Raw genomic sequence first — 24,496 nt, forward strand, 5'->3', positions numbered from 1 at the left:
GTCAGCCGGTGACGACCACCAGCGCCTCGGAAAGCGGCTTACGGCGCAGGACAGGGACTTCGCAGTCGTCGGCGGGATAGCCGACGGGGAACAGGATGTACGGCCGCTCGGTGGCCGGGCGGTCGAACAGCTCGGTCAGGAACGCCATCGGGTTGGGCGTGTGGGTCAGCGTGGCCAGGCCCATCTCGTGCAGCGCGGCGATGAACAGTCCGCACGCGATGCCGACGCTTTCGTTGACGTAGTAGTTCTTGCGCAGCGAGCCGTCCGGCAGCGGGGTCGACTTCTGCGCGAACGCGACCACCAGCCAGGGGGCGGTCTCCAGGAACTCCTTGTGCTCGTCGGTTTCCAGCCGGGCCAGGGCCGCGTGCCAGTCCGGGGCCTCGCGCTCGTGGTAGAAGCGGCGTTCCTCCTCCTCGGCCGCCGCCCGGACCTGGCGCTTGAGGTCGGGATTGTTGGTGGCGACGAACGTCCACGGCTGGAAGTGAGCACCGCTCGGCGCGGTGTTCGCCGCCTGCACGGCCAGCTCGATCGCCCGCAGCGGCACCGGATTCGGCGAGAACCACCGCACCGACCGCCGCTCGTCCAGCCGCCGGTGGAAGTCCTCGCCGTGCCGCAGTGTCTCCGTCACGGACAAGCGCGGTCGGTGGTACGGCACAAAGGGATGCGCGTGGTCGCGGGTCACCGTTCGACCTTCGCACGGCCCCATTCATCTGAACAGCTCAAACTTCTTACGAAGGACATAAGCTCAGCCGATGAACTTGCGGCAGCTGGAGTACCTGGTCGCGGTGGCCGACACCGGGGGACTGACCGCCGCGGCCGAGCGCTGCCACGTCTCCCAGTCCGCCGTCTCGCTGGGTTTGTCCGAACTGGAGAGCACTCTTCGGCTGCGGCTGCTCATCCGGGGACCCGGCCGCGGCGCCGTGCTGACCGACGCCGGACGGGAAGTCGTGGGCGAGGCTCGGGCCGTGCTCACGGCCGTGTCCGAACTGGGCGCGGGGGCTCGGCGGTTGGGCCAGGAGATCGCCGGCACGCTCCGGATCGGTTGCTACGCCCCGGTCGCCGCCCTGTGCCTGCCGGCCGCTATCGCCGGGTTCCGCGAGCTCCGTCCCGAGGTGACGATCGAGTTCGTCGAGGGCTCGCTGCCCGACCTGCAACGCCAACTGCTCGACGGCCGCTGCGAGCTCGCTTTCCTCTACCGGCAGGACATTCTGCCCGGCATCGAGGTCGAAGTGCTCACCGACCAGCAGCCCCACCTCCTGCTGCCGGCCGGACACCGCCTCCAGCGCCGCCGCTCGGTGGCACTTCGGGAACTGGCCGATGAGCCCTTCATCCTGCTCGACGTCGCGCCGAGCGAGCGCTACTTCCGCTCCGTGTTCGACGCCGCCGGCGTGCCGATGACCGTCGCCCATCGGGCCGGCAGCTTCGAACTCGCCCGAGCCATGGTCGCCCGCGGCCTCGGGTACACGCTCTCCGTGCAACAGCCGGCCGTCGACTGTTCCGTCGAGGGCCGGCCGTTCCGTACCGTGCCGCTCAGGGACGCCGTGCCCACGACGCCGCTGGTCCTCGGTCGGGCCGCCGGCGGCCGCCCCACCCGCAGGGCCGAGGTGTTCTCGGCCTACTGCAAGGAGTTGTTCAGCGCCACCACTCGTCGAGCGGGGTGACGGGAACGGTGCGCTTGTGGCGGGTCATGAGGAACACCGACTCCACCTTCTCGGCGACCTCGGCCGGGACGTCCGCGCCCTCCAGGTAGTCGTCGATCTGGCTGTACTTCAGGCCCAGCGCCACCTCGTCGGGCAGGGCCGGGCGGTCGTCCTCGAGGTCGGCGGTGGGGACCTTCTCCCACACGCTCGGCGGGGCGCCCAGCTCCTGGAGCAGGGCCGCGCCCTGGCGTTTGGTCAGGCCGGTCAGCGGGGTGAGGTCGACGCCGCCGTCGCCGTACTTGGTGAAGAAGCCGGTCACGGCCTCGGCGGCGTGGTCGGTGCCGACGACGAGCATGTTCAGCTGCCCGGCCACGGCGTACTGGGCGACCATCCGCTCACGGGCCTTGATGTTGCCGCGCACGAAGTCCCGCAGCTGCGACTCGTCCACGCTCTTGGCCACCTCGGCCGCCACCGCGTCGGCTCCCGGCTTGATGTTCACCGTGATCGAGCGGTCGGGCTGGATGAACCGCAGCGCGATCTGAGCGTCTTCCTCGTCGGCCTGGACGCCGTAGGGCAGCCGCACCGCGACGAAGCTGACTTCGCGGCCCTCGGCCCGCAGCTCCTCGCAGGCCAGCTGGCACAGCCGGCCGGTCAGGGTGCTGTCCTGGCCGCCGCTGATACCCAGCACGAAGCCCTTGGCCGGGGTTGACCGCAGGAAGTCCTTGAGGAAGTCGACCCGCCGCCGTACCTCGACCTTCGGCACGACAGCCGCCTTGACGCCGAGTTCCGCGAGGATCTGTTCCCTGAGGTTAGCCATTCCCGCACTGTACCCAGCGGAAGCTAGTGGTCGAGCGGCAGCTTGATCGGCAGTTCCGGGAGCGACGGCAGCGTGGTCGGCAACGCGTCGAGCACCTCGGAGATGACGGTTTTCACGTGTGTGACCACCTCCGGCACCGCGCTGGACGTGCTGGCCGCAGTCGGCGGGGGTGCGCTCGCAGAGCTGGTGGAGCTCGTGGTGGGAGCCGGTGTTGTCGTGACAACAACCGGGGTGGGCGTGGTGGTCACGGTGGTCGGGGCCACGGTCGTGGTCAGGGCGGCCGGGGTCTCGGGACCGGACAGCGGTTGCCGATGCGACGGTGATCCGGGCAGGAGCATCACGGTGGCGACCGGGGTGGCGACGGCGGCGCAGGTCAGCGGAACGGCCAGCCGCTGCACGATCCGCGCGCAACAGACGCCGACCGGCAGCACGAGGGCGATCCGTAGCTTGCGCAGCCGGCGGCGGGCCCGGGTGAGGTGGGACTCGACGGCCCGGGCGGACAGGCCCAGGGACTCGGCGACGTCGGCCTCGGACTTGCCCTCGCCGATGGCGGCGCAGACCTCACGGGTGGTGCGCGGCAGGTCGGCCATGGATCGGACCAGGTAGCGGGCGAGGTCGCGGTCGGCGACGAGGTCGGCGGGGTCGACCGGGGCGAGGGCGGCGGCGTGCTCCCGCCGGCTGGCCACGCGCTCCCGGCAGCGGCGGCGGACCTGGTCGATGAACCGCCGCCGGGACACGGTCGCGACCCAGCCGGCCGGGGTGCGCACGGAGTCGGGGTCGGCCACCTCCAGCAGCTCGACCAGGGCCTCGTGCACGCAGTCCTCGGCCTCCTCGACGGTGGCCCCGGCGGCCAGGCACAGCCGCACCGCGTGGGCGCGGACGGCGCCGTACTCGTCGACGGTCATGGCCCTCCCTTGATCGGTTTGGAAGCTAACACGACCGGTGCGCCTGAAGGTCCCCGTGCCGTCGCCGCGTTCTCTTTTGCGGGTGGAGGGCTTCCCATACGACCCCCGGTTGAACAGTGGAGGGAGCCTGGGGTGCGGGTGCGACAAGTATGTGTCGGGCGCGACGCGGAACTGGCGAGCTGTAGGCAAGCGCTTTCCGAGATGCCGGCGGTGGTGTGCGTCGAGGCCGGGCCCCGGATGGGGCGGAGCACGCTGCTGCGGGCGTGCGCGGAGATCGCTGGTGAGCTGGGGTTCACGGTGCTGCGGGCGCAGGGCTCGGCGACCGAGCGGGACTTCCCGTACGAGCTCGCGGCGCAGCTGTTCGAGCCGGTGGCGGGCGCGGTGGTGGACCGGATCGCCGGCCGGCGGGACCCGGATCCGAGGATGCATCAGTCCGCGCTCCGCGCGCTGTACCGGGAGCTGCGTGAGGTGGCCGCCCGGACGCCGGTGCTCATCGCCGTGGACGACCTCGACCTGGCCGACGCCGACTCGCTGCGGCTGCTGGACTACCTGCGCCGCCGGCTGACGGACCTGCCGGTGGCGATGATCGTGACGACGTCGCCGGGCCGGCTGGGGGAGTTCGGCCAGGACGCCCGGCACGTGACGTTGAGTTGTTTCGGCGAGCAGGTGGTGCGGGAGATGGCGCCGGAGGATGCCGGCGTGGTCTTCCGCGCCACCGGCGGGCATCCCTGGCTGCTGGCCGAACTGCGGCGCGAGGCCGCCGACTCGTCGCTGGCGGACCTGTGCCGGACGCCGTCCCCCGAGCTGGCCTCGAGGATCGTCGCCGCGCTGGGGCCGGAGCTGGCCGCCGTCGGGCGGGCGGCGGAGATCCTCGGCACCACCGACACCGCTCTGGTCGCGGCGGTCGCGGGCGTCGATCACCAGACGGCGAGTCGAGCACTGGTCGAGTTCGGCAGCGTCGGTGTGCCGCTGGTGACGTCGGTGCTGGTCGCCGGCACGCCGTCGGAACTGCGGCTGCGGGCGGCGAAGGCCCTGTACCAGCGGCGGGCCGGCGACGAGATCGTGATCGACCACCTGCTGGCCACCGATCCGCTCGGCGACGAGTGGACCTGTCGCATGTTCCGTGAACACGCGGCGACCGCGCTGACCGACGGCGATCCGGAACGCGCGACGGAGTGCCTGCGGCGGCTGCTCGCCGAGCCACTGTCCGATGAGGACCATGGGCGCGTGCTGGCCGCCCTGGGCGAGGCCGAGGTGCACACCGATCCGCCGGCGGCGTTGGAGCATCTGACCCAGGCCGGCGGCGGCGTGACTCTGGCCTATGAGCTGGCCGAGCGGGGCCGGCTGGTCGAAGCGACCCGGGTGCTGGCCGACGTCGACGACGACCTGGCGTCGTTGTCGATCGAGATCGAGCACGCCGGTGTGGCCGGTGTCTTGCCGGCGAAGCCGGAAAACCCGCGTCGGCAACGGTTATGGCACGCGATCGGGGCCGTGTCCCATGCGCTGCGGGGTGATCGCGAGCCGGCCGCGGCCGCGCTGGCCCGGGCCAACGGGCGGAACCTGGCCGTGACGGCGGGTTTCGACCTGGTCGCCCGACGGGTGTTCCTGCACGTCGTGACCACACTGTCCATGATGGACGAACTCGACGACGCGGACTGGTTGTGCGACAACGCGCTCACGGCCGTCTCCGGCCAACGTCGGCCTGCGTTGTCCCGGCTGGCTCTGGGACTGCGTACCGACGTGGCCCTGCGGCGCGGTGATCTGCGGGAGGCCCGTCGGCTGACGTTGCTGCAACACGACCCGCACGCCACGGCCCTCGCGCCGATGATCGGTGCCCTGATCGACGTCAACGAACCGCGGGCAGCGGCCGTTCTGCTGAGCGCCCAAGACCTTGACGGTGAGATGCCGGGTTCGGCGCGGTTCGATGCCGTGCTGTTCCAACGGGGACGGCTCCGCGCCGCCGATGGCGACAAGGCTCGGGCGGTGCGGGACCTGCTCGAATGCGGTCGGCGCCTGGTGGAACGGGGTGTGCTGAACCCGGCGGTGTGCCCGTGGCGGTCGTCGGCCGCACGGCTGTTGAGCGAGCTGGGCGACCGGCAGCAAGCGATTGCGTTGGTGGACAAGGAGTTGCAGCTGGCGCGCCGCTGGGGCTCGGCGTCGACGGTCGGTGTCGCGCTGCGCGGCGCCGGCATGGTGGCCGGCGACGCCGAGCTGCTCGCGGAAGCCGTCGACGTGCTGCGGGATTCGCCGGCGCGGCTGGAGTACGGGCGGGCATTGGCCGACTGGGGCCAGTTTCTGCGGGAGTCGGGTGGTGAGCTGCCGGCGCGGTCGGTGTTGCGGATGGCCCACAACATAGCGATGCGCTGCGGCTCGGTGGCGTTGATGGAACGCGCCGGGCGGGAACTGCGGCAGGCCGGGGGTCGCCGCAGGTTCGCCGTCGCGGATCCGGCCGTGCTGACCGAGCGGGAGTCGTTCGTCGCGCGGCGGGCGGCAACCGGCCGGACCAACCGGGAGATCGCGGCCGAACTGTATGTCACCACGCGGACCGTCGAGTTCGCGCTGACCAGCGTCTACCGGAAGCTCGGCCTGGCCGGCCGGCGCGAGCTGAGGGGCGCGCTGGGGTTGGGGGACTGACCTGACCCCAGCGCGTCCACGGTGAATCAGCCCGCCACGATGAGGTCGGCGACGAGCGAGCCGCTGACCTGGTGGCACTTCACCGTGACCAGCCCGTGCAGGGACAGGCTGCCCTGGACCTTGGTGGCGCCGGTCCGCTGGATCTGCACGTCGGCGTCCGCGCTGGTCTTCACCGTGAGCACGTCGCCGGCGATGGCCGACAGGGTGCCGGAGACCGACACCTCCGCCGAGGACGAGGCGGCCGGCACGGGCGCGGCCGAGGCCATGGCGGCGCCGCCGAGCAGGGCGCCGGCGGCCGCGGCGGCGACCACGGCAGCGGCGATACGACGGGGCAGAGCGTTCATCGGTCTCTCCTTCACGCTGATCGACAACGGCTCGGAATGGGACGCCGTCACCGAGGAGCCTTCCGCTCGGAAGCGGTTCCGGAAAGGGCTTTCCCGCTGGTCCCATGGGTTTCCACAATGGACTGCGGTGAACCGGGTTCACCCGTTTGCCGGCGCGAACGGACTTCGGTGTGACAGCGGTCACGCAGCGGCCTGTCATACTTTCGCCGCCCCACTCGTCAAGGAGGTGTCGGAACACAGCAACTCCCTGAAGGGGCGAGAACAATGGCAGCACGCATGACCAACCCGGCCAAGGTCCTTCCCGACACCACGACCGCGGTGCAGGGCCTGTTCAAGGCGATCTACCAGGGCGGCGTGCCCAAGACCACGCTCGACCTGGTGCACCTGCGGGCCAGCCAGATCAACGGCTGCGGCTACTGCGTCGACTCCGGCGTCACGCACGCCCAGCAGACCGGCGAGAGCGTCGACCGGCTGCTGCGGGTGCCGGCGTGGCGGGAGAGCGACCTGTTCACCGACGCCGAGCGGGCCGCGCTGGCGCTGACCGAGGCCGCCACCCGCATGGCCGACCAGGCCGACCCGGTGTCGGACGCGGTGTGGGACGAGGCCGCCGACCACTTCGACGAGAAGGGCCTGTCCGCGCTCATCCTGATGATCGCCACGACGAACTTCTTCAACCGCATCAACGTGACGATCAAGCAGCCGGCCGGCGAGCAGTTCTGACCGGCCTCAGCGCCGGAACTCGTTGTCGGCGAAGGCCAACAGGTAGGGGAGCGTGGCGCGGGCGGTGTGCCAGGTGTGGTTGAAGCCCTGTTCGGTGCGGACGACCACGTGCTGGCCCCGCGCCCGCAGCGCCGTGGCGATGCGGTTGGCCGAGGCGCCGTCGGTGGGGGCGCCGGAGCCGGCGGTGAGGATGACCGAAACGGGCTGGGGGAACTCCATGGTGGGGATGTAGTCGCGGGGAGTGTTGGCGGACACCAGCTTCCGGTCGCCGCCGAGCAGGGACTCGTTGCCGTCCAAGGTGTCGTAGGGCAGCGTGATGAGCAGCGAGCCGAAGGTGTCCAGGTGGTGCAGGCCGATGTTGAGGGCGGCGAAGCCGCCGCCGGACATGCCGCCCAGAGAGCGGTGGCCGCGGTCGGAGAGGGTGCGATAGCGCTGGTCCACGGCGGAGACCACCGTTCGCGACAGGTAGGTCTCCAACCGCGGCCCGCCCGGGACGTCAAGGCCGTCCCAGGACTTGCTGGCCTGGCCGGCGGTGAGGTCGACGCTCACGATGATCACCGGGGAGATCGTCCTGTGTTCGTACATCAGCCGCAGGGTGCCCGGGGCGTCGCCGGCGGCGAGCCAGTCCTCGGGGCCGCCGTAGGGATAGCCGTGCACGAGGTACACCACGGGATAGCGGCGGTTCTCGTTGGCGGGATCGGCGTATCCGGGCGGTAACAGCACGTAGTTCCGGCCCGACGGCACACCGTTGGCCGGGTCGGGCAGGTCGACCTTGTCGACGGTGGGGGAGTCGGGGGTGGTGGACCGGGGGTCGAAGGCGGCGCGCGAGGCGTCGGAGGACCCGTTGTCGAGGGACTTGCCGAGGTCGCGTAACGGCCAGCCGGCCCGCTGCAACAGCATGGCGAAGTCGTGCTGGGTGCGGACGTAGCCGACGTAGCTGTTGAGCCCGGTGATCCCGGCCAGCAGCAGGAACACCACCACGGCGACGATGCCGATCTTGCGCCGGCGCCGGATGGTCAGGACCAGCGCCAGCATGGCCAGCGCGAGAAGGGTGATCCAGATCCAGGGCGACTCCAGCGGCCCCGTCTCCCGGGCGTGGTCGGCCACGTCAGCCGGGACGGTGGGGCTCTCCATGGGCCCCATGCTCGGCTCGGCTGGCCCCCGGCCGCATCGGCGGACCGGCCCGATCACCCCGCCGACCGGCTGGATCCGGCCAGCCGGTCGGCGGGCGCGGGTCGGATGTCGCGAATCACCCGGTTCCGGTGACAATATCGAGCATGATTCGGGTGGTCGTGGTGGACGACGAGGAACTGGTGCGCTCCGGGTTCCGGCTCATCCTGGAGGCGGCGGGCGACATCGAGGTGGTCGCCACCGCGACCGGCGGGCAGGCGGTCAAGGAGATCGGCCTGCACCGGCCGGACGTGGTGCTGCTGGACATCCGCATGCCGGACGTGGACGGGCTCACGATCCTGCGCGAGCTGCGCGGCCTGGCCACGCCGCCGGTGGTGGCGATGCTGACCACCTTCGACTCCGACGAGTACATCGCCACCGCGCTGCGCTCGGGGGCCGCCGGCTTCATCCTCAAGGACACCGGCCCGGACCAGTTGGCCCAGGTGGTGCGCACGCTCGCCGCCGGCGGGGTGGTGCTGTCGCCGAAGGTCACCCGGACCGTGGTGGACGGCTACCTGTCCGGCTCCGGCGCGGCGGCCGTGGCCCAGGTGGAGAAGCTGACCGAGCGGGAGCGGGCGGTGCTGGTGCTGATCGCCGACGGACTGTCCAACGCGGACATCGGGCTGCGCATCCACGTCAGCGTCGGCACGGTGAAGGACCACGTCAGCGCCATCCTCACCAAGCTCGGCGTGGGCAGCCGGGTGCAGGCGGCGCTGGTGGCGCAGCGGGCCGGACTGCTCGAATCGTGACCACACGAATCCAGCAGGTGCTCGCGGAGACCGGCCTCCTGGCGGTCGCCGCTTTCGACGCCTGGCTGTACGCCGACAACACCGGGGACACCATCGCCTATGCGGCGCTTGCCGTGCTGGCGCTGGTTTTCCGCCGCCGCTGGCCCGTCGCCGCGTTCCTGTTGACGTTGCCGGCCCTGTTCGTCTCCAGCTCGGTGGTCGCCACGGTGATCACCCTGTACGCCCTCGCGGTCCGGCACAGCAACAAGGGGCTGCTTGTCGCATGTGGACTGGCCGCGGCGATCGGCGACCTGTACCCGTGGCACGACTTCGAGCAGCTGGACGCCAATCTGGTGCTCGACGCCATCTACGCCACCATGACCGCCGCCGCGCCGCTGTTCCTCGGGCAGCTGGTGCGCAGCCTCCGCGACATCCGGCAGGCTCGTGAGCACGAGCGGGAGATGGACGCCCAGGCGGTGCTGGCCCGTGAGCGCAACCAGCTGGCCCGCGAGATGCACGATGTCGTGTCGCACCAGGTGTCGCTGATCGCCGTGCAGGCCGGGGCGTTGCAGGTCAGCACCGCTGATCCGGCGGCCAAGGACGCCGCCGAGAACATCCGCCGGCTCTCCGTGGACACCCTCGACGAGTTGCGGCACATGGTCAACCTGCTGCGGGCCGCTGGCAGCGCCGACACCGAGCTCGCGCCGCAGCCGACCCTGTCCGACCTGTCGAAGCTGGTGGCCACCAGCGGCATCGAGACCCGTGTCGTCGGCACGGTCCCGGAGGTGGACCCGCCGGTGCAGCGGACCATCTACCGCACCATCCAGGAGGCGCTGACCAACGTCCGCAAGCACGCCCCCGGCAGCGTCGCGACCGTGGAGTTCGAGCGCGCGGACGGAGAACTCGCCGTCACGGTGGCCAACACGCCGTCGTCCCGACCGGTGCTGGCGCTGCCCAGCGCCCGGCACGGGCTGGTCGGCTTGCAGGAGCGGGCTGCCCTGCTCGGCGGAACCGTCAGCGCCGGTCCGACCGAGGACGGCGGCTTCCGGTTGCGCCTGCGGTTGCCGCTGGGCTGACGGGTTGGGATGCTGGGCCGGGGCCCAGACGCAGTCGACCCGAAGTCGGTGAGAGATGTGGGCACGGCGAACCGGATCGTGATCGTCGGCGGTGGCTTCGCCGGGTTCCACGCGGCTCGCGCGCTGTCCCGCGCCGCGCCGCCGGGCACCGAGCTGGTGCTGATCAACAAAACCGACTACTTCCTGTACCTGCCGTTGCTGCCCCAGGTGGCGTCGGCCGCGTTGGACCCGCGCCGGATCGCGGTGTCGCTGACCAAGGCACTGCCCAGGGTGCGGCTGGCGCTGGGCGCGGTCGACGAGGTGTCGGTGGACCGCCGCGAGGTGAGCTACACCGATCCCGAGGGTAGCTCACGTGCCGTGGGTTACGACCGCCTGGTCCTGACCGCTGGCAGCGTGAACAAGCTGCTGCCGATCCCGGGGGTCGGCGCCCACGCGCACGGTTTCCGTGGCATCGCCGAGGCGTTGTACTTGCGGGATCACGTGATTCGGCAGATCGAGCTGGCCGGTGCCACCGACGATCCGGCCGTACGGGACGCCCGCTGCACGTTTGTCGTGGTGGGGGCGGGGTACACCGGCACTGAGGTGGCGGCCCAGGGCCCGCCGCTCACCGCGGCGGTCGCGCACCGCTACGCCGCGCTTCGCGGGCAGCGGATCCGCTGGCTGCTGCTGGACGTGGCGCCGAAGGTGTTGCCGGAGCTGGATCCCCGGTTGTCCAAGGCGGCGGACCGGTTGCTGCGCAAGCGTGGCGTCGAGGTGTTGACCGGCACATCCGTGAAGGAAGCGACCGCGGAGGGTGTGCTGCTGACCAACGGCGACTTCGTGCCGAGCCGGACGCTGGCGTGGTGTGTCGGCGTGCGGCCGGATCCGGTCACGGAAGCGACCGGCCTGCCGACCGAGCGCGGCCGGATCGTGGTCGACGCGACGCTCGCCGTGCCCGGGCATCCGGAGGTCTTCGCCTGCGGGGACTGCGCCGCGGTGCCGGATCTGACCCGGCCCGGGGAGCTGACGGCGATGACCGCGCAGCACGCGATGCGACAGGGCAAGCGGGCTGGTCTCAACGTCGCCGCCTCGCTGGGCCATGGCCGGATCGCCGAGTACAAGCACCACGACCTGGGCTTCGTCGTCGACCTGGGCGGATTGCAGGCGGCGGCGAACCCGCTCGGCGTGCCGCTGTCCGGGCTGCCGGCCGCGCTCGTGACGCGCGGGTACCACCTGTTGGCAATGCCCGGCAACCGGGCGCGGACGTTGATCGACTGGGCGGCGGACGCGGTGTTCGGCCGCCAAACGGTGCAACTGGGCCTGATCCGCTCGGGCGACGTGCCCTTGGAGGAGACCGGATAGCGGGCCACCCGATTAACACGCCCGGTCTCGCCCCGCGTCATACCTGGGGCGGACACCCTTGGTCGTCTTCCGGTCGGACGCGGGCGCAACGCCGGGCTGGCCAGGCTGGCGATCATGGGGATATCAGCCTTGGCCATCGCGGTCGCGACCGTCGCGTCGCTGACCGCCGCACCGCACCCGGTCCTCGACTGGCACGCCTGTGCCACCGGACCCGACGACGCCATCGGCAGGGAACTCGACGACCACGGCGGCCAGTGCGCCGAGATCACCGTGCCGATGGACTACACCGGACCTGACGGCCGCACGATGTCCATCGCCATCTCACGGATCCGCGCCACCGACCCGGCCCACCGACGCGGCGTCATGCTGCTCAACCCGGGCGGCCCCGGCGGCAGCGGCCTGGAGATGGCGATGATGGGCGCGTACTCGGCGCCGCTGGGCGCGGCCTACGACCTGATCGGCTTCGACCCGCGCTTCGTCGGCCGCAGCGGGGCGATGACGTGCGGCTGGACCACGACCACCTTCCAGCGCTCGGCCGGTCCGGACCTGCGCAGCTACTGGCAGAACGCGGCGCTGCAAGCGAAACTGGCCGCCGGTTGCGTGAACAACAACCGGGATGTGTTGCCGTACGCCAGCACCCGCAACACCGCGCGCGACATGGACGCCATCCGGCAGGCGCTCGGCGAGCAGCGGATCTCCTACTACGGCGGCTCGTACGGCACCTATCTGGGCGCTGTGTACCTCCAGATTTTCGGCGACCGGGCGGACCGGTTCGTGTTGGACAGCGCGGCGAATCCCGACACCTTCGGGCCCGGCGTGTTCACCAACCAGGGGCCGGCGATGAACGCCGCGCTGAACCACTTCGCGCAGTGGGCCGCCGGCAAGCAGGGCATCGGTGACACCGCCCAGGCCGTGCTCGACACCGTGAACCATCTGGTGCAGCACGCCCCGGCGCACGTCGGCAAGTACACGGTGGACGCTCATGTGCTGCCGCTGCTGATCTACGCCGGCCTGCCCAGCGACGACGCCGCCAGCTACACCGAGCTCGCCACCGAGATCCGGCAGTTGCGCGACAGCAGCCCGACCCCGACCGCGCAGCTGGCCGCCAAGCTCGACGGGCTCTTCAACGGCAGCCCCGATTCCCCGGACCAGGCCGGCACGCCGATCCTGTGCGCCGACCGCGCGGTGTCGCATGATCCGGCGTCCTACTACCGTGACATTCAGGCGCATCGAGCCGACGAGCCGCTGTTCGGCCCGATCACCCGCGACATCACGCCGTGCGCTTTCTGGCCCACCACACCGATCGAACCGCCGACCAAGGTCCACAATGACGTCCCGGTCCTGATCGTCAGCGCCCAGGGTGACCCGGTCACGCCGTACTCCGGCCAGTTGGTGATGCACAAGGACCTGACCGGGTCGCGGATGGTGACCCAGCTCGGCGCCTACCACCACGGCGTTTTCCTCGGCAACGACTGCATCGACGCCGCCGTGGTGGACTACTTCACCGGCGGCCCGCTGCCGGCCACCGACAAGACCTGCGCCTAGCGGACCTCGCCGCCGAGCCAGAGGCCGTCCGGGGCGAACCGGAGGATGATCTCTGACGGCCGGCCCATCGCCCGGCCCTGGCGGATCCGAAGTGGACGGTCGGTTCGGTCGACAAGGCCGTTGGGCAGCAACCCGAACGCGAGCGCGGCGGCGGCGATGCCCGTCGCCGCGTCCTCGGGATAGCCGGAGGCGCGAGGGAACTGCCGGGCGTCGAATCGCCGGTCGCCCGATGGCGCGTAGGGGTACAGGCCGGTGGAGCCGATCTGGTCGCAAACCTCCTGCACGCGGCCGAAATCCGGGCGTAGGGCATCGAGTGTGGCCAGGTCGGCGATGGGGATCAGGGTCTTGACCCGGGCGGTGCGGGCGTTCTGGACCGGGAACGGCGCGAGGTCGGTGGTCGTGATGCCCAGGACGTCGAGGATGTCGTCGAACTCCGACACTGGTTCGACGATGCCTTCCGGTTGGCTGATCTCGATGGTGTCGTCGGTCAGGCGGGCGTGGACCACGCCTCCGGCGGTGGTGAGCGTGAGGCGGTCTTTGGTGATGCGGCCCAGTTTGCGCAACACCCAGAGCGCGCCGACCGTGGCGTGCCCGCACATCGACATCTCGTGGTTCGGCACCCAGAACCGCAGGGCGTGGTCGAATCCCTCCGGTGCGGTCAGCACAAAGCCGGCCTCGTGACCGTGATCGCGGGCGACCTGTCGCATTTCGGCATCGGACAGGTCGTCCGCCTCGATCACGATCGGCGCCGGGTTGCCGCCGTTCGGGCCGGCGGTGAACACGTGGGTCATGTGGACCGTGGGCGACATCAGACCTCTACGCCGAGCTTGCGCAGGGCCGTGCGCCCCTTGCCGGTCACGTCCAGGATTCGGCTTCCCGGTCGACGTCGAACCCACTGCCGCGCAAAGAAGTTGTCGGCAATGGTCGCGCCCAACGCGCCGCCCAGGTGCGGCGCGTGCTCCGTCCAATCAGGACACCCGTAGGCGAAGCGCCGGCGGCTGTCGTGGAGTGGGGCCGGGTCGGCTACGCCGAACCTGGACAGCAGCCCGGCCGCTGGGCCTTCGAGCAGGTTCGTCTCGCCGGTGATGATCTCCTGCCGGAGCAGCGTGTTGAGCACGGCGACCCCGAGCTTGCCGCCGATGTGGTCGTAGCAGGCCCGGGCCTCGGCGATGTCATGCTGGGTGGTCTCGGTCTCGGTCGTGACGCCCGCCGCCGCGGCCAGGTTGGCCAGCGCCTCGGCCAAGTGCGCGTTCGGCAACCGGTAGAGGCTCCGCCGGCCGTGCCGCTCGGTGGCCAGCAGCCCGGCCTTTCGCAGCAGGCTCAGATGGTTGCCCACCTGGGCCTGCGCCGCGCCGGCCGCCTCCACCAGCTCGCTGAACGCGCACGGGCCGTGCTTGGCGACGTGGCTCAGCAGCGTCACCCGCAGCGGGTGGGCCAGCTGGCGGCTCAGCTCGGCCACCGCGCCAGCATGTTTCATGAATGTATGAAACGTCGATGCGCGGTCAGCTGTCAAGGGCGGGGCTCAGCCCGCCAGCCAGGCCGCGATGTCGGTGATCACCTCGGGGTCCACGTGCTGCGCGGGCTCGTACTCGGCCGGGGTGGAAGGGCCGCTGCCGGTGAAGAACAGGTGGTTGTCGGCGTCGTAGACGCGGATGGTCACATTGGGGCGATCGGCCAGTTTCGCCTGCCACCGGGCCAGATCGTCGGCGATGGTCACCTGGTAGTCGCGGGCGCCCTGGCACAGGAGCATGGGCAGGTCCAGGGCGGCCGCGGTGGCCGGGCCGTCGTAGGAGCGAAGGTCGAGCCAGTAGCTGGCGGGCACGCCGAAAGGCAGCTCGGCGGCGGGAGTGTCAGGAGAGAGGTCTGGACTGTCGACCAGATCCGCCTGCCGGGCGACGGCCTCGACGGTGGCCTCGGGCGCCCCGATGTGGCGGAACTGGCGCACCATGGCCCGGTGCAAGGGCTGGGCCCCGCCGGCGAGCAGGATGAGGCCGGCGACGTCCGTGCAGGCGGCGGCGATCCGCGGGGCGATGGTGCCGCCGAGGCTGTGACCGAGCAGATAGATCGGGCCGATGTCCTTGCGCTGTCGAAGAAGCCGCACAGCGGCGAGGACGGCCGGCGCGTACTCGTCGTACGCGGTGGCGACCTGCTGGGGACGCTTGTCCAGGCGCAGCACGGCGATGCCCCGGCTGGCCAGCCCCCAGGCGATGTCCTTCAACGGTTTGTTGCGGCCGATGGTCTCGTCGCGGTCGTGCGAGCCGGATCCGCTCAAGGTCACCACCGCCGGCCACGGACCGGATCCCCGCGGCAGGCTGAGCGTGCCGGCCACGTCGTCCAGCGGGACCTCGTCGAACCGCTCGACGTCCACATAGGACGGCGGCTCCCAAGGGGCGATCGGCTCCGCCGCGCTGGCCGGCGCGAACTGGAGACCGCCGAGGCCGTTGGGCCCCACCACGATCACCAAGGTCAGCCGACCGTCGGAGAACTCCAGGGGAATCCGGGTCGTGCCCTGCTCGGTGACCGCTGGGCCGGCACTGACGAACGCCCCGTACTGGGCCACCACCGCCGACCACCCCGACTCGATCGCTTCCGGTGTCACCAGCGACCGCAGCTGCGGCGCGAACAGCTCGTGGATCTCGGCAAACCGTCCGTCCCGCAACAACTCCACGATGTCCACGGTCATGACTGCACCGGGGTGAGCGCGTAGACCTGGTTCGCGCCGGCGCCACACTGCCACTGCTGCATGCGAGTGCCGTCGTCGGTGGCGCCGTTGGTCACGTCCAGGCAGGCGTTGCTGTGCTGCGCCATGAACGCGAACGCGCCGCTGCCTTGGTCGACCGGTTTCCACTGCTGGTTCGCCCCGCCGCCGTAGGTCCACAGCTGCACCGGCGTGCCGTTGGCGGTCGCCGCCGGCCCGCCGGTGACGTCCAGGCCGAGCGCCGGGGCGTTGCGGTTCATGATCTCGTAGAAGCCGTTGGCGGTGGGGACGAACTGCCACTCCTGGTTGGTCTTCCCCTCACCACAGGTCCACTCCACCACCGGCGTGCCATTGTCCTTGCCGCCGCCGGCGGCGTCCACGCACTTGCCGGTGCTGGTGTTGCTGATCGTGTACCAGACGCCGGCGTCGATTTTGGTCGCCGCGGCCGCGAGCGTCGTGGCGGACGTCGTCGCTGTCGTGGTGGTCGTGGTGGCGGTGGTCGTCACCGGCGGCCGCGTGGTGGACGGGACCTGGGCCGCCTCGGTGTGCGAACCGCCGCCGTACACCAGCAGCACGGCGGCCAGCGCCGTGATGAACACAGTGAACACCACGCCGGCGCCGACGAAGATGGCGGTCTTGCGACGGGCCTCCGGCGTCTCGACGGTCGGCGGCGGCGAACCCGGCTCCGGCGGCTCGCTGACCGTGCGGGACACCTCCGCCCGTCTGCGGGCGATCATGTCCTGCACCGCGGGCGGCCAGGGATGGACCGGGCGGCCGATGGCCTCCAGGATCTGCGCCGGCTGCGGGCGGCGGGACGGGTCCTTGGCCAGGCAGGGGCCGATGATCCAGCGCAGCGTGTCCGGCACCGGGCCCAGGTCCGGTTCCACGTGCAGGGCGTTGGCCAGCGTCTGCTGCGGCGACGGCGCGGCGAACGGATTCCGGCCGGTCACCGCCGTGTACAGGATCGTGCCGTAGGCGAACACGTCGCCGGCCCAGCTGAACGGTTGGCCCGCCGCCTGCTCGGGGGCCAGGAAGCCGGCCGAGCCGGCCAGCCCCGGGGCGTGCGTGAGCCCGAAGTCGATCACCTTGGGGCCGTCCTCGGCCAGCAGCACGTTGGCCGGGTTGAGATTGCGGTGCAGCAGGCCCGCGCCGTGGATCTCGGCCAGCGCCTGGGCCATGCCCGCCGCCAGCACCAGCGCCGACTCCGCCGGCAGCCGCCCCGCCTGCCGCAGCGACGGGCCCGCCACGAACGCCGTCGCCACCCACGGCACCGGCGACTCCAGGTCGCCGTCCACCAGCGGCGCGCTGCACGGCCCCACCACCAGCCGGGCGTTCGACAGCTCGCGGCGGAACCCCTCGTCCCGCACCAGCTGCGGCGGCAGCAGCCGCAGCGCCACCAGCCGCCCGTCCGGACCGACGCCGAGCAGCACACGACCCGCTCTACCCCGTCCCAGCAGGGCGATGGTCCGGAACTGGGCCACCGCCACCGGGTCGGACGTCCCCAAGGGCCTCACACCGTTTCCCTCCGTCAACTTCGGCCCAGAGGTTAGCGGGCGGGCCAAGAGCTGGGGAATGTAACGAGACGACGGCGACCCCGATGAACCTCTGTTCATGGTCAGGGAGACGCCGTGACTCACGCGGTGATCGGTCCGGCCGCTCGCTGGTCGAGTGCTGTGCTTCGGCCGAACTGCCCACGGGCGTTGTCACCCGGCTGACGCACAAGCCGATCAGCCATGTGGAGCCACACTTCCCGGCCCGCTTGGTGGAACGGCTGCCGCGCGACGACGAGGCTCGACGACACACCGCCGGGCCGGCAGCGTTCGGCGCCGGAGGTGATCGTCGAGCCCCTGACGCCTCAGGAAGCCGGGGCCGCCGGCGGCGTGGCGGCGGGCGGCGTGTCGGGCAGCGGCCGCGGGGTGTGCTTGGCCAGCCAGCCGGCGGCGAAGGTCAGCCCGCCGACGACGGCCCCGCTGATCAGGGCCGTCGCCCAGCCGGGCACGCCGTCGGGGAAGACGTACTTGGCCACCAGGTCCATCACGAAGCTGGTGGCCAGTGCGGTGGTGCTGGCCGCCTTGACCTTGGTCTCCACGGCGTGGAAGACGCCGATCTCGGCCTGGCGGGCCTCACGGGAGAAGAAGCGCTTGAGATCCATCGCGGCGGGTCCTCTCGGAATCGTCGGGTCGACGACGGAGATGATCCTCCGGTATGCCGCGCGATACGCCTTGTGCCCGAAAGGTTACGCGATCGGTTGCGGTAGTTGGCTGACGGCGTACTCGCAGCGGATCACGGCCCCGGTCGAGGGGTCGCCCAGCTCGACCCGCCAGGCGGCGGCGAACTGGTCGACGCCCTCGTGCATGGGGATGGTGCCGGACAGCAGTACGGTGCCGGGGACGAGCAGATCCCGCTGCCGCAGCACGTCGAGCCAGTACGAGGGGGTGAGGAGCTCGCCGAGGGTGCCGCGCTGGATCTCGGTCCACGAAGCGCCGTCGCCGACCCAGGCGGTGAGGGTCAGCGAGTCGATGCGGTCGGCGACGTCGGACAGGCGCCAAGCCTGCCGGCCGACGACGTCGGGGGCAGCCTGCTTGCTCCAGGCCACGCCGTGCACTTCGAGGTCGCGGTCGGTGTGGTCGCAGGCCACGGTGAGCAGCACGTCGTTCTCGGTGACGACGAGCGCCCACTCGGCCTCGCCGGAGGTGTGCCCGTGCTGGGCCGGCACCGAGGCGGCCTGGCTGACCAGGTAGGGCGCGACGGGGTAGAGGCACGGGGTGGTGCTCGGCGCGGGCACACCGAGGGCGGCCAGCTCGGCGACGTGCGCGGCCACGTCCTCCTGGCTGCGTCCGGCGTAGCCGCCGTTCAGCGCGGACCGCACCTCGACGGTCACTTTCTGGCCGTCGACCAGCTCGAATGTCAACTCGTTCACGCCTGCTCCCTTGCGCATGCACGTTGTATACATAGAATATGCCACATGTCGAACGCGGTGGTGGACCGGAGAGCGCTCTGGCGGGCGTTCGCGGCGAGTCTGTCCGGGACTTCCCTGGAGTGGTACGACTTCGCGGCGTACTCGGTCGCCGCGGCGACCATCTTCGGGAAGTTGTTCTTCCCTGGCGGCGATTCGCTGACCGCGACCATGCTGGCCTTCTCGACCTACGCCGTGGGCTATGTGGCCCGCCCGGTCGGCGGCCTGGTGTTCGGCCGGCTCGGCGACGTCATCGGCCGCAAACGGGTGCTGGTCAGCACATTGCTGCTGACGGGCTTCGCGACTGTCCTCATCGGAGTGTTGCCGACCTACCAGGACATCGGCGGCACGGCGGCGATTCTGTTGGTGTGCCTGCGTTTCGTGCAGGGTGTGGGCATCGGCGGCGAGTGGGGCGGCGCGGTGCTGCTGTCCAGCGAGTTCGGCGAGCCGGCGCGGCGCGGCTTCTGGGCCTCGGCTGCGCAGGTCGGCCCGCCGGTCGGCAACCTGTTGGCCAACGGCGTGCTGGCCGTCCTCGGTGTGGCGCTGACCGAGCAGCAGTTCGAGTCGTGGGGCTGGCGGGTGGCGTTCCTGCTGTCCGCGTTGCTGATCGCGTTCGGACTGTGGATCCGGGTGCGGCTGGAGGAGACGCCGATCTTCCAGGAGTTGGCCGCCCGCAATGAAAAGCCGAGTGCGCCGGTCGGTGAGCTGTTCCGGCACGAGGGCCGCGGACTGCTGGCGGCGGTGTTCGCCCGCGTCTGCCCGGACGTGCACTACGCGCTGTTCACCGTGTTCGTGTTGACGTACATCCAACAGCTGGGCATGTCCCGCGCGGTGGGCATGGCCGCGGTGCTGGTCGGCTCGGCCGTGCAGGTGGTGGCGATCCCGGCGTTCGGGGCGCTGTCCGACCGCGTCAACCGGCGCAAGGTCTACCTGATCGCGGCCATCGCCGCCGCGATCTGGCCGCTGGTGTTCTTCCCCGCTGTCGCCGGCAAATCCGTCGCCGCGGTGTTCATCGGCGTGATCGTGGCGTTGGTGATCCACTCGGCGATGTACGGCCCGCAGGGCGCTTTTGTCGCCGAGCAGTTCTCCGTGCGGCTGCGCTACACCGGCAGCTCGCTGGCGTACACCCTGGCCGGCGTGATCGGCGGCGCGCCCGCGCCGCTGCTGTTCACCGCCCTGCTGGCGTGGACCGGCACCTGGCCGGCGCTGGCCGTCTACATCGCGGTCACGGCGGTGATCACGGTCATCGGCCTGGCCCTTGGCCGCGACGCGCCGGCCGAGTAGCTTCCATTACCTGCCGCGTAATCGCCAAGACCCGTTGTGGCCCAGCAGGATTGTCCTCGTCAACGACGAGGGGAACGAGATGCCTTTCCTGAACGCCAACGGGGCGCAGCTGTTCTACCGGGACTGGGGGAGCGGCCGGCCGGTCGTGTTCGTCACCAGCTGGGCGCTCAGCGGCAGCATGTGGCAGTACCAGATGCAACACCTGGCGGACAAGGGATTCCGGGCCGTCGGCTACGACCGCCGGGGCCATGGCCGGTCGGACGACCCGGGCGGCGGCTACGACATCGACACGCTCGCCGACGACCTGGCGGCGCTGGTCGAACACCTGGACCTCACCGACGTCACGCTGGTGGGGCACTCCATGGGTGGCGGCGAGATCGTGCGCTACCTGACCCGGCACGGTGACGCCCGGGTGGCCAGGATCGTGCTGGTCGGCTCGACGCTGCCGTGCCTGCCGCAGCTGCCGGACAACCCGAACGGCATCCCGGCGGCCGCCCGGGAACAGCTGCTGGCCCAGCTGCGGGTCGACTTCGGCGGCTGGATCGACGAGAACGCCGGGCCGTTCTTCGGCGACGGCCTGCCCGGCTGCGAGCTGCCGCAGGCCACCCGGGACTGGACCATCCGCGACTGCATGAGCGTCAACCTGCACGCGGCGATCGGCTGCCTGACCGCGAACGCCACCACCGACTTCCGGCCGGAGCTGGCCAAGGTCACCGTGCCGGCGCTGATCCTGCACGGCGATCACGACGCCTCGGCCCCGCTGGAGCTGTGCGGGCGGGTCACCGCCGAGCTACTGGCCGACGCGGAGCTGAAGGTGTACACCAATGCCGCGCACGCCCTGTACCTGACGCACACCGAGCGCCTGAACGCGGACCTGCTCGACTTCGTCCGGAAATGAGAAAAGCGGGAGAATCCCTCTTCCCGCCACTATAACTCTATAGCACACCCCGGGTCTTGTGGCAAGACCCGGGGTGTGCCGCACAATTGCCCGCCGTAGCGGAAATTCCGCGGAATTGGGGGGCACAACAAGTGCGTGTAGTGGTGTCTGGATTCGACTCGCGGGGCGGCGTCGAGCCGCTGGTGGCGCTGGCCGTTCGACTGCGGGAACAGGGCGCGGAGGTGCGGGTGTGCCTGCCGCCCGACGAGGAGTTCGAGAAGCGCCTGGCCGGGGTCGGGGTGCCGATGATCCCGTTCGGCCAGGAGGTGCGGCCGCTGGCGACCGCGGCCACACCGGTGGCGGCGCAGAGCCTGCCCCAACGGGCGGCGCAGGTGATCGCGAACCAGCACCTGGCTCTCGACCAGGCGGCGGACGGGGCCGACGTGCTGGTGGCGACCGGCGTGATGCCGGCCTGCGCCGGCGCCCGGTCGCTGGCCGACCAGCGCGGCCTTAAGTATGTCTATGCGACGTTCCAGCAGCTCACGCTGCCGTCGCCGTACCACCCGCCGATCGCCTACCCAGGGCGGGCGTTCCCGCCGGACGCCGACATCCCGGCGATGTGGGAGTGGGACCGGGACAGCATCAACCTGTTGTTCCGGGACGCCCTCAACACCCACCGGACCGAGTTGGGCCTGCCGCCGGTGGACGACGTCCGCGAGTACGTGATCGGCGACCGGCCGCTGCTGGCGGCGGATCCGGTGCTCAGCCCGTGGCGGCGGCCGGCCGACCTGGACGTGGTCCAGACCGGGGCCTGGCTGCTGCCGGACGACCGGCCGCTGCCGTCTGACCTGCGGGAGTTCCTGGACGCCGGCGAGCCGCCGGTCTACGTGGGCTTCGGCAGCATGCCGATGCGCGGCTCGACCGACCTCGGCCGCGTGGTGATCGACGCCGTCCGCGCGCACGGCCGCCGGGCGGTCCTCTCGCGTGGTTGGGCCGACCTGGGCGCTGTCGCCGACGACTGCTTCGTCGTGGGGGAGTCCAACCACCAGGCGCTGTTCCGCCGGGCGGCGGCGATCGTGCACCACGGCGGCGCGGGCACCACGGTGACGGCCGCCCGGTCGGGATCGCCGCAGGTGGTGGTGCCGCAGGCCGCCGACCAGCCGTACTGGGCGAGCCGGGTCGCGGCCCTGGGCATCGGCGCGGCGCACGACGGCCCGGTGCCGACGGTGGAGTCCCTGACCGCGGCGCTCGAAGTGGCGCTGCGGCCGGCGACCCGCGCGCGGGCGGCCGTGGTCGCTGGCACGATTCGTGGCGACGGGGCGTCGATGGCGGCGAATCTGCTGCTCGGTGCCTGAAAAAGGCGCGGGCTTGACACGAGGCGGATAATAAAAAATCGGCGTGCCCGACCATATGAACATGGTTAGACCGCCGTTCCTAGTTACATTTTAGGCAGTGTGAGGGGCCTGTGTCAACTCAGGGGTACGAGGACGAATTGCGGTCCGAGCGGGACTACGTCGCCGGGCTGTACACGAGGCTGGACGCCGAGCGGGTGCGGGTGAAGGAGAGGCACACAGCCGCGCTGCGGGGGACCGGTGGCACGCCCCTGGAGCGGGACGACGAGGTGCGGGCGCTGACCCGGGAGATCCGGCGGCTCAACATCGCCGACAACGGGCTGTGCTTCGGCCGGCTGGACACCGTGACCGGCGAGCGGCTCTACATCGGCCGCATCGGCCTGTTCGACGACGAGCACGACTACGAGCCGGTGCTGCTGGACTGGCGGGCGCCGGCGTCCAGCGCCTTCTACACGGCGACCGGGGCGACGCCGAAGAACATGCGCCGCCGGCGCCAGTTCCACACCCGCGGCCGGCAGGTGCTGGAGTTCACCGACGAGGTGCTCGGCCGTCCGCAGGCCGGCGACCACGGCGACGCCGCCCTGCTCGCGGCGGTCAACGCGCCGCGCGGCGAGGGCATGCGCGACATCGTGGCCACCATCCAGGCCGAGCAGGACGACATCATCCGGCTGGACCACCCCGGCGTGCTGGTGATCGAGGGTGGCCCGGGCACCGGCAAGACGGTGGTGGCGCTGCACCGCGTCGCCTACCTGATGTACACGCAGCGGGACCGGATGGAGCGGCACGGCGCGCTGGTGGTCGGGCCCAACCCGTCGTTCCTCAACCACATCAGCCGGGTGCTGCCCTCGCTCGGCGAGTCCGACGTGGTGTTCACGACCACCGGCGACTTCGTGCCCGGCCTGCGGGCCACCGCCGAGGACCCGCCGGAGGTGGCCAAGCTCAAAGGGTCGCTGAAGATCCTGGACGTGCTCAGGGCGGCCATCGCCGACCGGCAGCGGCTGCCCGAGGAGCCGATCGAGATCGAGTTGGGCGGCATCACGCTGCGGATCGACGCCGCGACCGCGGAGTGGGCCCGGCAGGAGGCCCGGGACAGCGGGCTCCCGCACAACGAGGCCCGGACGGTGTTCACCGAGATCGTCACCTACGTGCTGACCGAGCGGGCGCTGGGCCGGATCGGCAAGGGCTGGCTGAACCGCAGCGACAAGAAGGAGTGGGAGAACCAGCGGGCCCACCTGGTCAAGCAACTGAACGCGGACGACGTGTTCGCCGGCGCCCTCGACCAGCTGTGGCCGATCCTGACGCCGCAGTCGGTGCTGGCCGAGCTCTACCGGTCGCCCCAGCACCCGGAGCTGCGCCGCGCCGAGCCCGAGACGTGGACGGTGTCGGATGTGCCCCTGCTGGACGAGCTGATCGACCTGCTCGGCCGGGACAAGGCGCTGGACAAGGCGGCCGAGCAGGCGGCGGCGCGGGAACGCCGGGCCGCGGCCGAGTACGCCGAGGGCGTGATGAACATGCTCGAACTCGACCACGAGGAGGTCGACAACGAGTACTCGCTGCTGGCCAAGGACGTGGTCAACGCCATCGAGCTGGCCGAGCGCCAGGACGAGGTGGACACCCGCGACCTGGCCGAGCGGGCCGCCGCCGACCGCGACTGGACGTACCGGCACGTCGTGGTGGACGAGGCCCAGGAACTGTCCGAAATGGACTGGCGGGTGCTGATGCGGCGCTGCCCCAACCGGTCGTTCACGGTGGTCGGCGACCTGGCCCAGCGCCGGTCCGAGGCCGGCGCCCGGTCCTGGGACGCCATGCTGGCGCCGTACGTCGCCGACCGCTGGGTCTACCGCTCGCTGACGGTGAACTACCGCACGCCGGCGGAGATCATGGCCGTCGCCGCGGCGCTGCTGGCCGAGTTCGCGCCGACCGTGCGGCCGCCGGAGTCGGTCCGCGCCTGCGGCGCGCAGCCGTGGTCGCGGAAGGTCACCGCCGATGAACTCCCGGTGGCCATTGAGGAGTTCGTCCGGGACGAGGCCGGCCGCGAGGGCACCAGCATCGTGATCGGGCCGCCCGGCGTGCCGGGCACGGTGCCGGCGTCGGAGACCAAGGGACTGGAGTTCGACGCCGTGCTGGTGGTCGATCCGGACCGGATCCTGGCCGACGGCCCGCGTGGGGCGGCCGAGCTGTACGTCGCCCTCACCCGGGCCACGCAGCGCCTCGGCGTCCTACACCAGGGCCCGCTGCCGACCGCCCTGAGCGGTCTCACCGAGCGCTGAAACCCGGCGAGTCCCGCTCTCAGGCAGCCATGATGCGGGTTTCGGAACTCGACATTCAGGTGCCCGAGAGCGGGACTCGCGGTGTCTGAGAGAGGTCCGGGACCGTGCGGACTCCCCGGTCGACACGGTCCCGGACAAA

At 71.3% G+C, this 24,496-nt stretch carries 22 protein-coding genes; 11 read left to right on the forward strand and 11 right to left on the reverse strand.

What is annotated here, in order from left to right; genetic code table 11:
• Position 1 precedes the first annotated feature (1 nt).
• A complete protein-coding gene (locus JJ691_RS06510) occupies positions 2-682 on the reverse strand; it encodes a nitroreductase family protein (RefSeq protein WP_211767880.1) in 681 nt (226 codons plus the stop codon).
• 70 nt (positions 683-752) lie between these two features.
• Here JJ691_RS06510 and JJ691_RS06515 point away from each other — a divergent pair, with 70 nt between their 5' ends.
• Positions 753-1,661 carry a LysR family transcriptional regulator gene (locus JJ691_RS06515; RefSeq protein ID WP_211767881.1) on the forward strand — a complete coding sequence of 303 codons (909 nt, stop codon included), beginning with the start codon at positions 753-755 and terminating at the stop codon, positions 1,659-1,661.
• Here the strand turns inward: JJ691_RS06515 and nadE are convergent.
• On the reverse strand, positions 1,633-2,457 hold the full coding sequence (gene nadE, locus JJ691_RS06520) for an ammonia-dependent NAD(+) synthetase (RefSeq protein WP_211767882.1): 825 nt from the start codon (positions 2,455-2,457) through the stop codon (positions 1,633-1,635). The genes JJ691_RS06515 and nadE overlap by 29 nt on opposite strands.
• Positions 2,458-2,480: 23 nt before the next feature.
• Complete coding sequence (locus tag JJ691_RS06525; RefSeq protein ID WP_211767883.1) at positions 2,481-3,362, reverse strand: RNA polymerase sigma factor; 882 nt, start codon at positions 3,360-3,362, stop codon at positions 2,481-2,483.
• Between the two features lie 138 nt (positions 3,363-3,500).
• On the opposite strand from JJ691_RS06525, the gene JJ691_RS06530 reads away from it, so the two are divergent.
• Positions 3,501-5,996 (forward strand): helix-turn-helix transcriptional regulator, encoded by a 2,496-nt coding sequence (locus tag JJ691_RS06530; RefSeq protein ID WP_256449422.1) that lies wholly within the window; start codon positions 3,501-3,503, stop codon positions 5,994-5,996.
• A gap of 26 nt (positions 5,997-6,022) precedes the next feature.
• On the opposite strand, the gene JJ691_RS06535 is transcribed toward JJ691_RS06530, so the two are convergent.
• A complete protein-coding gene (locus JJ691_RS06535) occupies positions 6,023-6,340 on the reverse strand; it encodes a hypothetical protein (protein WP_211767885.1) in 318 nt (105 codons plus the stop codon).
• Between the two features lie 264 nt (positions 6,341-6,604).
• On the opposite strand from JJ691_RS06535, the gene JJ691_RS06540 reads away from it, so the two are divergent.
• The gene (locus JJ691_RS06540; RefSeq protein WP_211767886.1) at positions 6,605-7,060 is read left to right on the forward strand and encodes a carboxymuconolactone decarboxylase family protein; all 456 of its coding nucleotides are present in this window, start codon (positions 6,605-6,607) and stop codon (positions 7,058-7,060) included.
• Positions 7,061-7,066: 6 nt separating this feature from the next.
• On the opposite strand, the gene JJ691_RS06545 is transcribed toward JJ691_RS06540, so the two are convergent.
• On the reverse strand, positions 7,067-8,194 hold the full coding sequence (locus tag JJ691_RS06545; protein WP_211767887.1) for an alpha/beta hydrolase: 1,128 nt from the start codon (positions 8,192-8,194) through the stop codon (positions 7,067-7,069).
• A gap of 143 nt (positions 8,195-8,337) precedes the next feature.
• Here JJ691_RS06545 and JJ691_RS06550 point away from each other — a divergent pair, with 143 nt between their 5' ends.
• The 4 genes from JJ691_RS06550 (at position 8,338) to JJ691_RS06565 (ending at position 12,920) form a co-directional block, all read left to right on the forward strand.
• Positions 8,338-8,979, forward strand: a complete 642-nt coding sequence (locus JJ691_RS06550) for a response regulator (protein WP_211767888.1) — start codon at positions 8,338-8,340, stop codon at positions 8,977-8,979.
• Positions 8,976-10,034, forward strand: a complete 1,059-nt coding sequence (locus tag JJ691_RS06555; RefSeq protein WP_211767889.1) for a sensor histidine kinase — start codon at positions 8,976-8,978, stop codon at positions 10,032-10,034. The genes JJ691_RS06550 and JJ691_RS06555 overlap by 4 nt, the downstream gene beginning before the upstream one ends.
• 57 nt (positions 10,035-10,091) lie before the next feature.
• Positions 10,092-11,375 carry an NAD(P)/FAD-dependent oxidoreductase gene (locus tag JJ691_RS06560; protein WP_249227735.1) on the forward strand — a complete coding sequence of 428 codons (1,284 nt, stop codon included), beginning with the start codon at positions 10,092-10,094 and terminating at the stop codon, positions 11,373-11,375.
• A gap of 114 nt (positions 11,376-11,489) precedes the next feature.
• Positions 11,490-12,920, forward strand: coding sequence for an alpha/beta hydrolase (locus JJ691_RS06565; protein WP_211767891.1), 1,431 nt, complete (start codon positions 11,490-11,492; stop codon positions 12,918-12,920).
• Here the strand turns inward: JJ691_RS06565 and JJ691_RS06570 are convergent.
• The 6 genes from JJ691_RS06570 to JJ691_RS06595 all read right to left on the reverse strand — a co-directional run bounded on the left by JJ691_RS06570 (position 12,917) and on the right by JJ691_RS06595 (position 18,538).
• The gene (locus JJ691_RS06570; RefSeq protein WP_211767892.1) at positions 12,917-13,729 is read right to left on the reverse strand and encodes a PhzF family phenazine biosynthesis protein; all 813 of its coding nucleotides are present in this window, start codon (positions 13,727-13,729) and stop codon (positions 12,917-12,919) included. The genes JJ691_RS06565 and JJ691_RS06570 overlap by 4 nt on opposite strands.
• Positions 13,729-14,397 (reverse strand): ArsR/SmtB family transcription factor, encoded by a 669-nt coding sequence (locus JJ691_RS06575; protein ID WP_211767893.1) that lies wholly within the window; start codon positions 14,395-14,397, stop codon positions 13,729-13,731. Before JJ691_RS06575 ends, JJ691_RS06570 begins: the two co-directional genes overlap by 1 nt.
• A gap of 45 nt (positions 14,398-14,442) precedes the next feature.
• Positions 14,443-15,603, reverse strand: coding sequence for an alpha/beta hydrolase (locus JJ691_RS06580; protein ID WP_211767894.1), 1,161 nt, complete (start codon positions 15,601-15,603; stop codon positions 14,443-14,445).
• The gene (locus JJ691_RS06585; protein WP_211767895.1) at positions 15,600-17,132 is read right to left on the reverse strand and encodes a serine/threonine protein kinase; all 1,533 of its coding nucleotides are present in this window, start codon (positions 17,130-17,132) and stop codon (positions 15,600-15,602) included. The genes JJ691_RS06580 and JJ691_RS06585 overlap by 4 nt, the downstream gene beginning before the upstream one ends.
• A 341-nt stretch (positions 17,133-17,473) precedes the next feature.
• Positions 17,474-17,770, reverse strand: coding sequence for a hypothetical protein (locus JJ691_RS06590; protein WP_211767896.1), 297 nt, complete (start codon positions 17,768-17,770; stop codon positions 17,474-17,476).
• Between the two features lie 84 nt (positions 17,771-17,854).
• Complete coding sequence (locus tag JJ691_RS06595) at positions 17,855-18,538, reverse strand: DUF2848 domain-containing protein (protein WP_211767897.1); 684 nt, start codon at positions 18,536-18,538, stop codon at positions 17,855-17,857.
• Positions 18,539-18,583: 45 nt separating this feature from the next.
• On the opposite strand from JJ691_RS06595, the gene JJ691_RS06600 reads away from it, so the two are divergent.
• From JJ691_RS06600 to helR, 4 genes are all read left to right on the forward strand, one after another.
• Entirely contained in the window at positions 18,584-19,858 is a 1,275-nt protein-coding gene (locus JJ691_RS06600; RefSeq protein ID WP_211767898.1) for an MFS transporter, read from the forward strand.
• Between the two features lie 79 nt (positions 19,859-19,937).
• Complete coding sequence (locus tag JJ691_RS06605; RefSeq protein ID WP_211767899.1) at positions 19,938-20,756, forward strand: alpha/beta fold hydrolase; 819 nt, start codon at positions 19,938-19,940, stop codon at positions 20,754-20,756.
• Positions 20,757-20,887: 131 nt separating this feature from the next.
• Positions 20,888-22,090, forward strand: a complete 1,203-nt coding sequence (locus JJ691_RS06610) for a glycosyltransferase (RefSeq protein ID WP_211767900.1) — start codon at positions 20,888-20,890, stop codon at positions 22,088-22,090.
• Between the two features lie 110 nt (positions 22,091-22,200).
• A complete protein-coding gene (gene helR, locus JJ691_RS06615; protein ID WP_211767901.1) occupies positions 22,201-24,357 on the forward strand; it encodes an RNA polymerase recycling motor ATPase HelR in 2,157 nt (718 codons plus the stop codon).
• Positions 24,358-24,496 lie beyond the last annotated feature (139 nt).

The sequence above is a fragment of the Kutzneria sp. CA-103260 genome (assembly GCF_018263855.1).
Classification (GTDB): domain Bacteria; phylum Actinomycetota; class Actinomycetes; order Mycobacteriales; family Pseudonocardiaceae; genus Kutzneria.

Excerpts from the sequence above, each read along its gene's own strand:
- JJ691_RS06545 (WP_211767887.1), bottom strand. The coding sequence starts at position 8,194 with ATGGAGAGCCCCACCGTCCCGGCTGACGTGGCCGACCACGCCCGGGAG.
- JJ691_RS06605 (WP_211767899.1), top strand. The coding sequence starts at position 19,938 with ATGCCTTTCCTGAACGCCAACGGGGCGCAGCTGTTCTACCGGGACTGG.
- JJ691_RS06570 (WP_211767892.1), bottom strand. The coding sequence starts at position 13,729 with ATGTCGCCCACGGTCCACATGACCCACGTGTTCACCGCCGGCCCGAAC.
- JJ691_RS06565 (WP_211767891.1), top strand. The coding sequence starts at position 11,490 with ATGGGGATATCAGCCTTGGCCATCGCGGTCGCGACCGTCGCGTCGCTG.
- JJ691_RS06575 (WP_211767893.1), bottom strand. The coding sequence starts at position 14,397 with ATGAAACATGCTGGCGCGGTGGCCGAGCTGAGCCGCCAGCTGGCCCAC.
- JJ691_RS06580 (WP_211767894.1), bottom strand. The coding sequence starts at position 15,603 with ATGACCGTGGACATCGTGGAGTTGTTGCGGGACGGACGGTTTGCCGAG.
- JJ691_RS06590 (WP_211767896.1), bottom strand. The coding sequence starts at position 17,770 with ATGGATCTCAAGCGCTTCTTCTCCCGTGAGGCCCGCCAGGCCGAGATC.
- JJ691_RS06550 (WP_211767888.1), top strand. The coding sequence starts at position 8,338 with ATGATTCGGGTGGTCGTGGTGGACGACGAGGAACTGGTGCGCTCCGGG.
- JJ691_RS06525 (WP_211767883.1), bottom strand. The coding sequence starts at position 3,362 with ATGACCGTCGACGAGTACGGCGCCGTCCGCGCCCACGCGGTGCGGCTG.
- JJ691_RS06515 (WP_211767881.1), top strand. The coding sequence starts at position 753 with ATGAACTTGCGGCAGCTGGAGTACCTGGTCGCGGTGGCCGACACCGGG.
- nadE (WP_211767882.1), bottom strand. The coding sequence starts at position 2,457 with ATGGCTAACCTCAGGGAACAGATCCTCGCGGAACTCGGCGTCAAGGCG.
- JJ691_RS06535 (WP_211767885.1), bottom strand. The coding sequence starts at position 6,340 with ATGAACGCTCTGCCCCGTCGTATCGCCGCTGCCGTGGTCGCCGCCGCG.
- JJ691_RS06540 (WP_211767886.1), top strand. The coding sequence starts at position 6,605 with ATGGCAGCACGCATGACCAACCCGGCCAAGGTCCTTCCCGACACCACG.
- JJ691_RS06600 (WP_211767898.1), top strand. The coding sequence starts at position 18,584 with ATGTCGAACGCGGTGGTGGACCGGAGAGCGCTCTGGCGGGCGTTCGCG.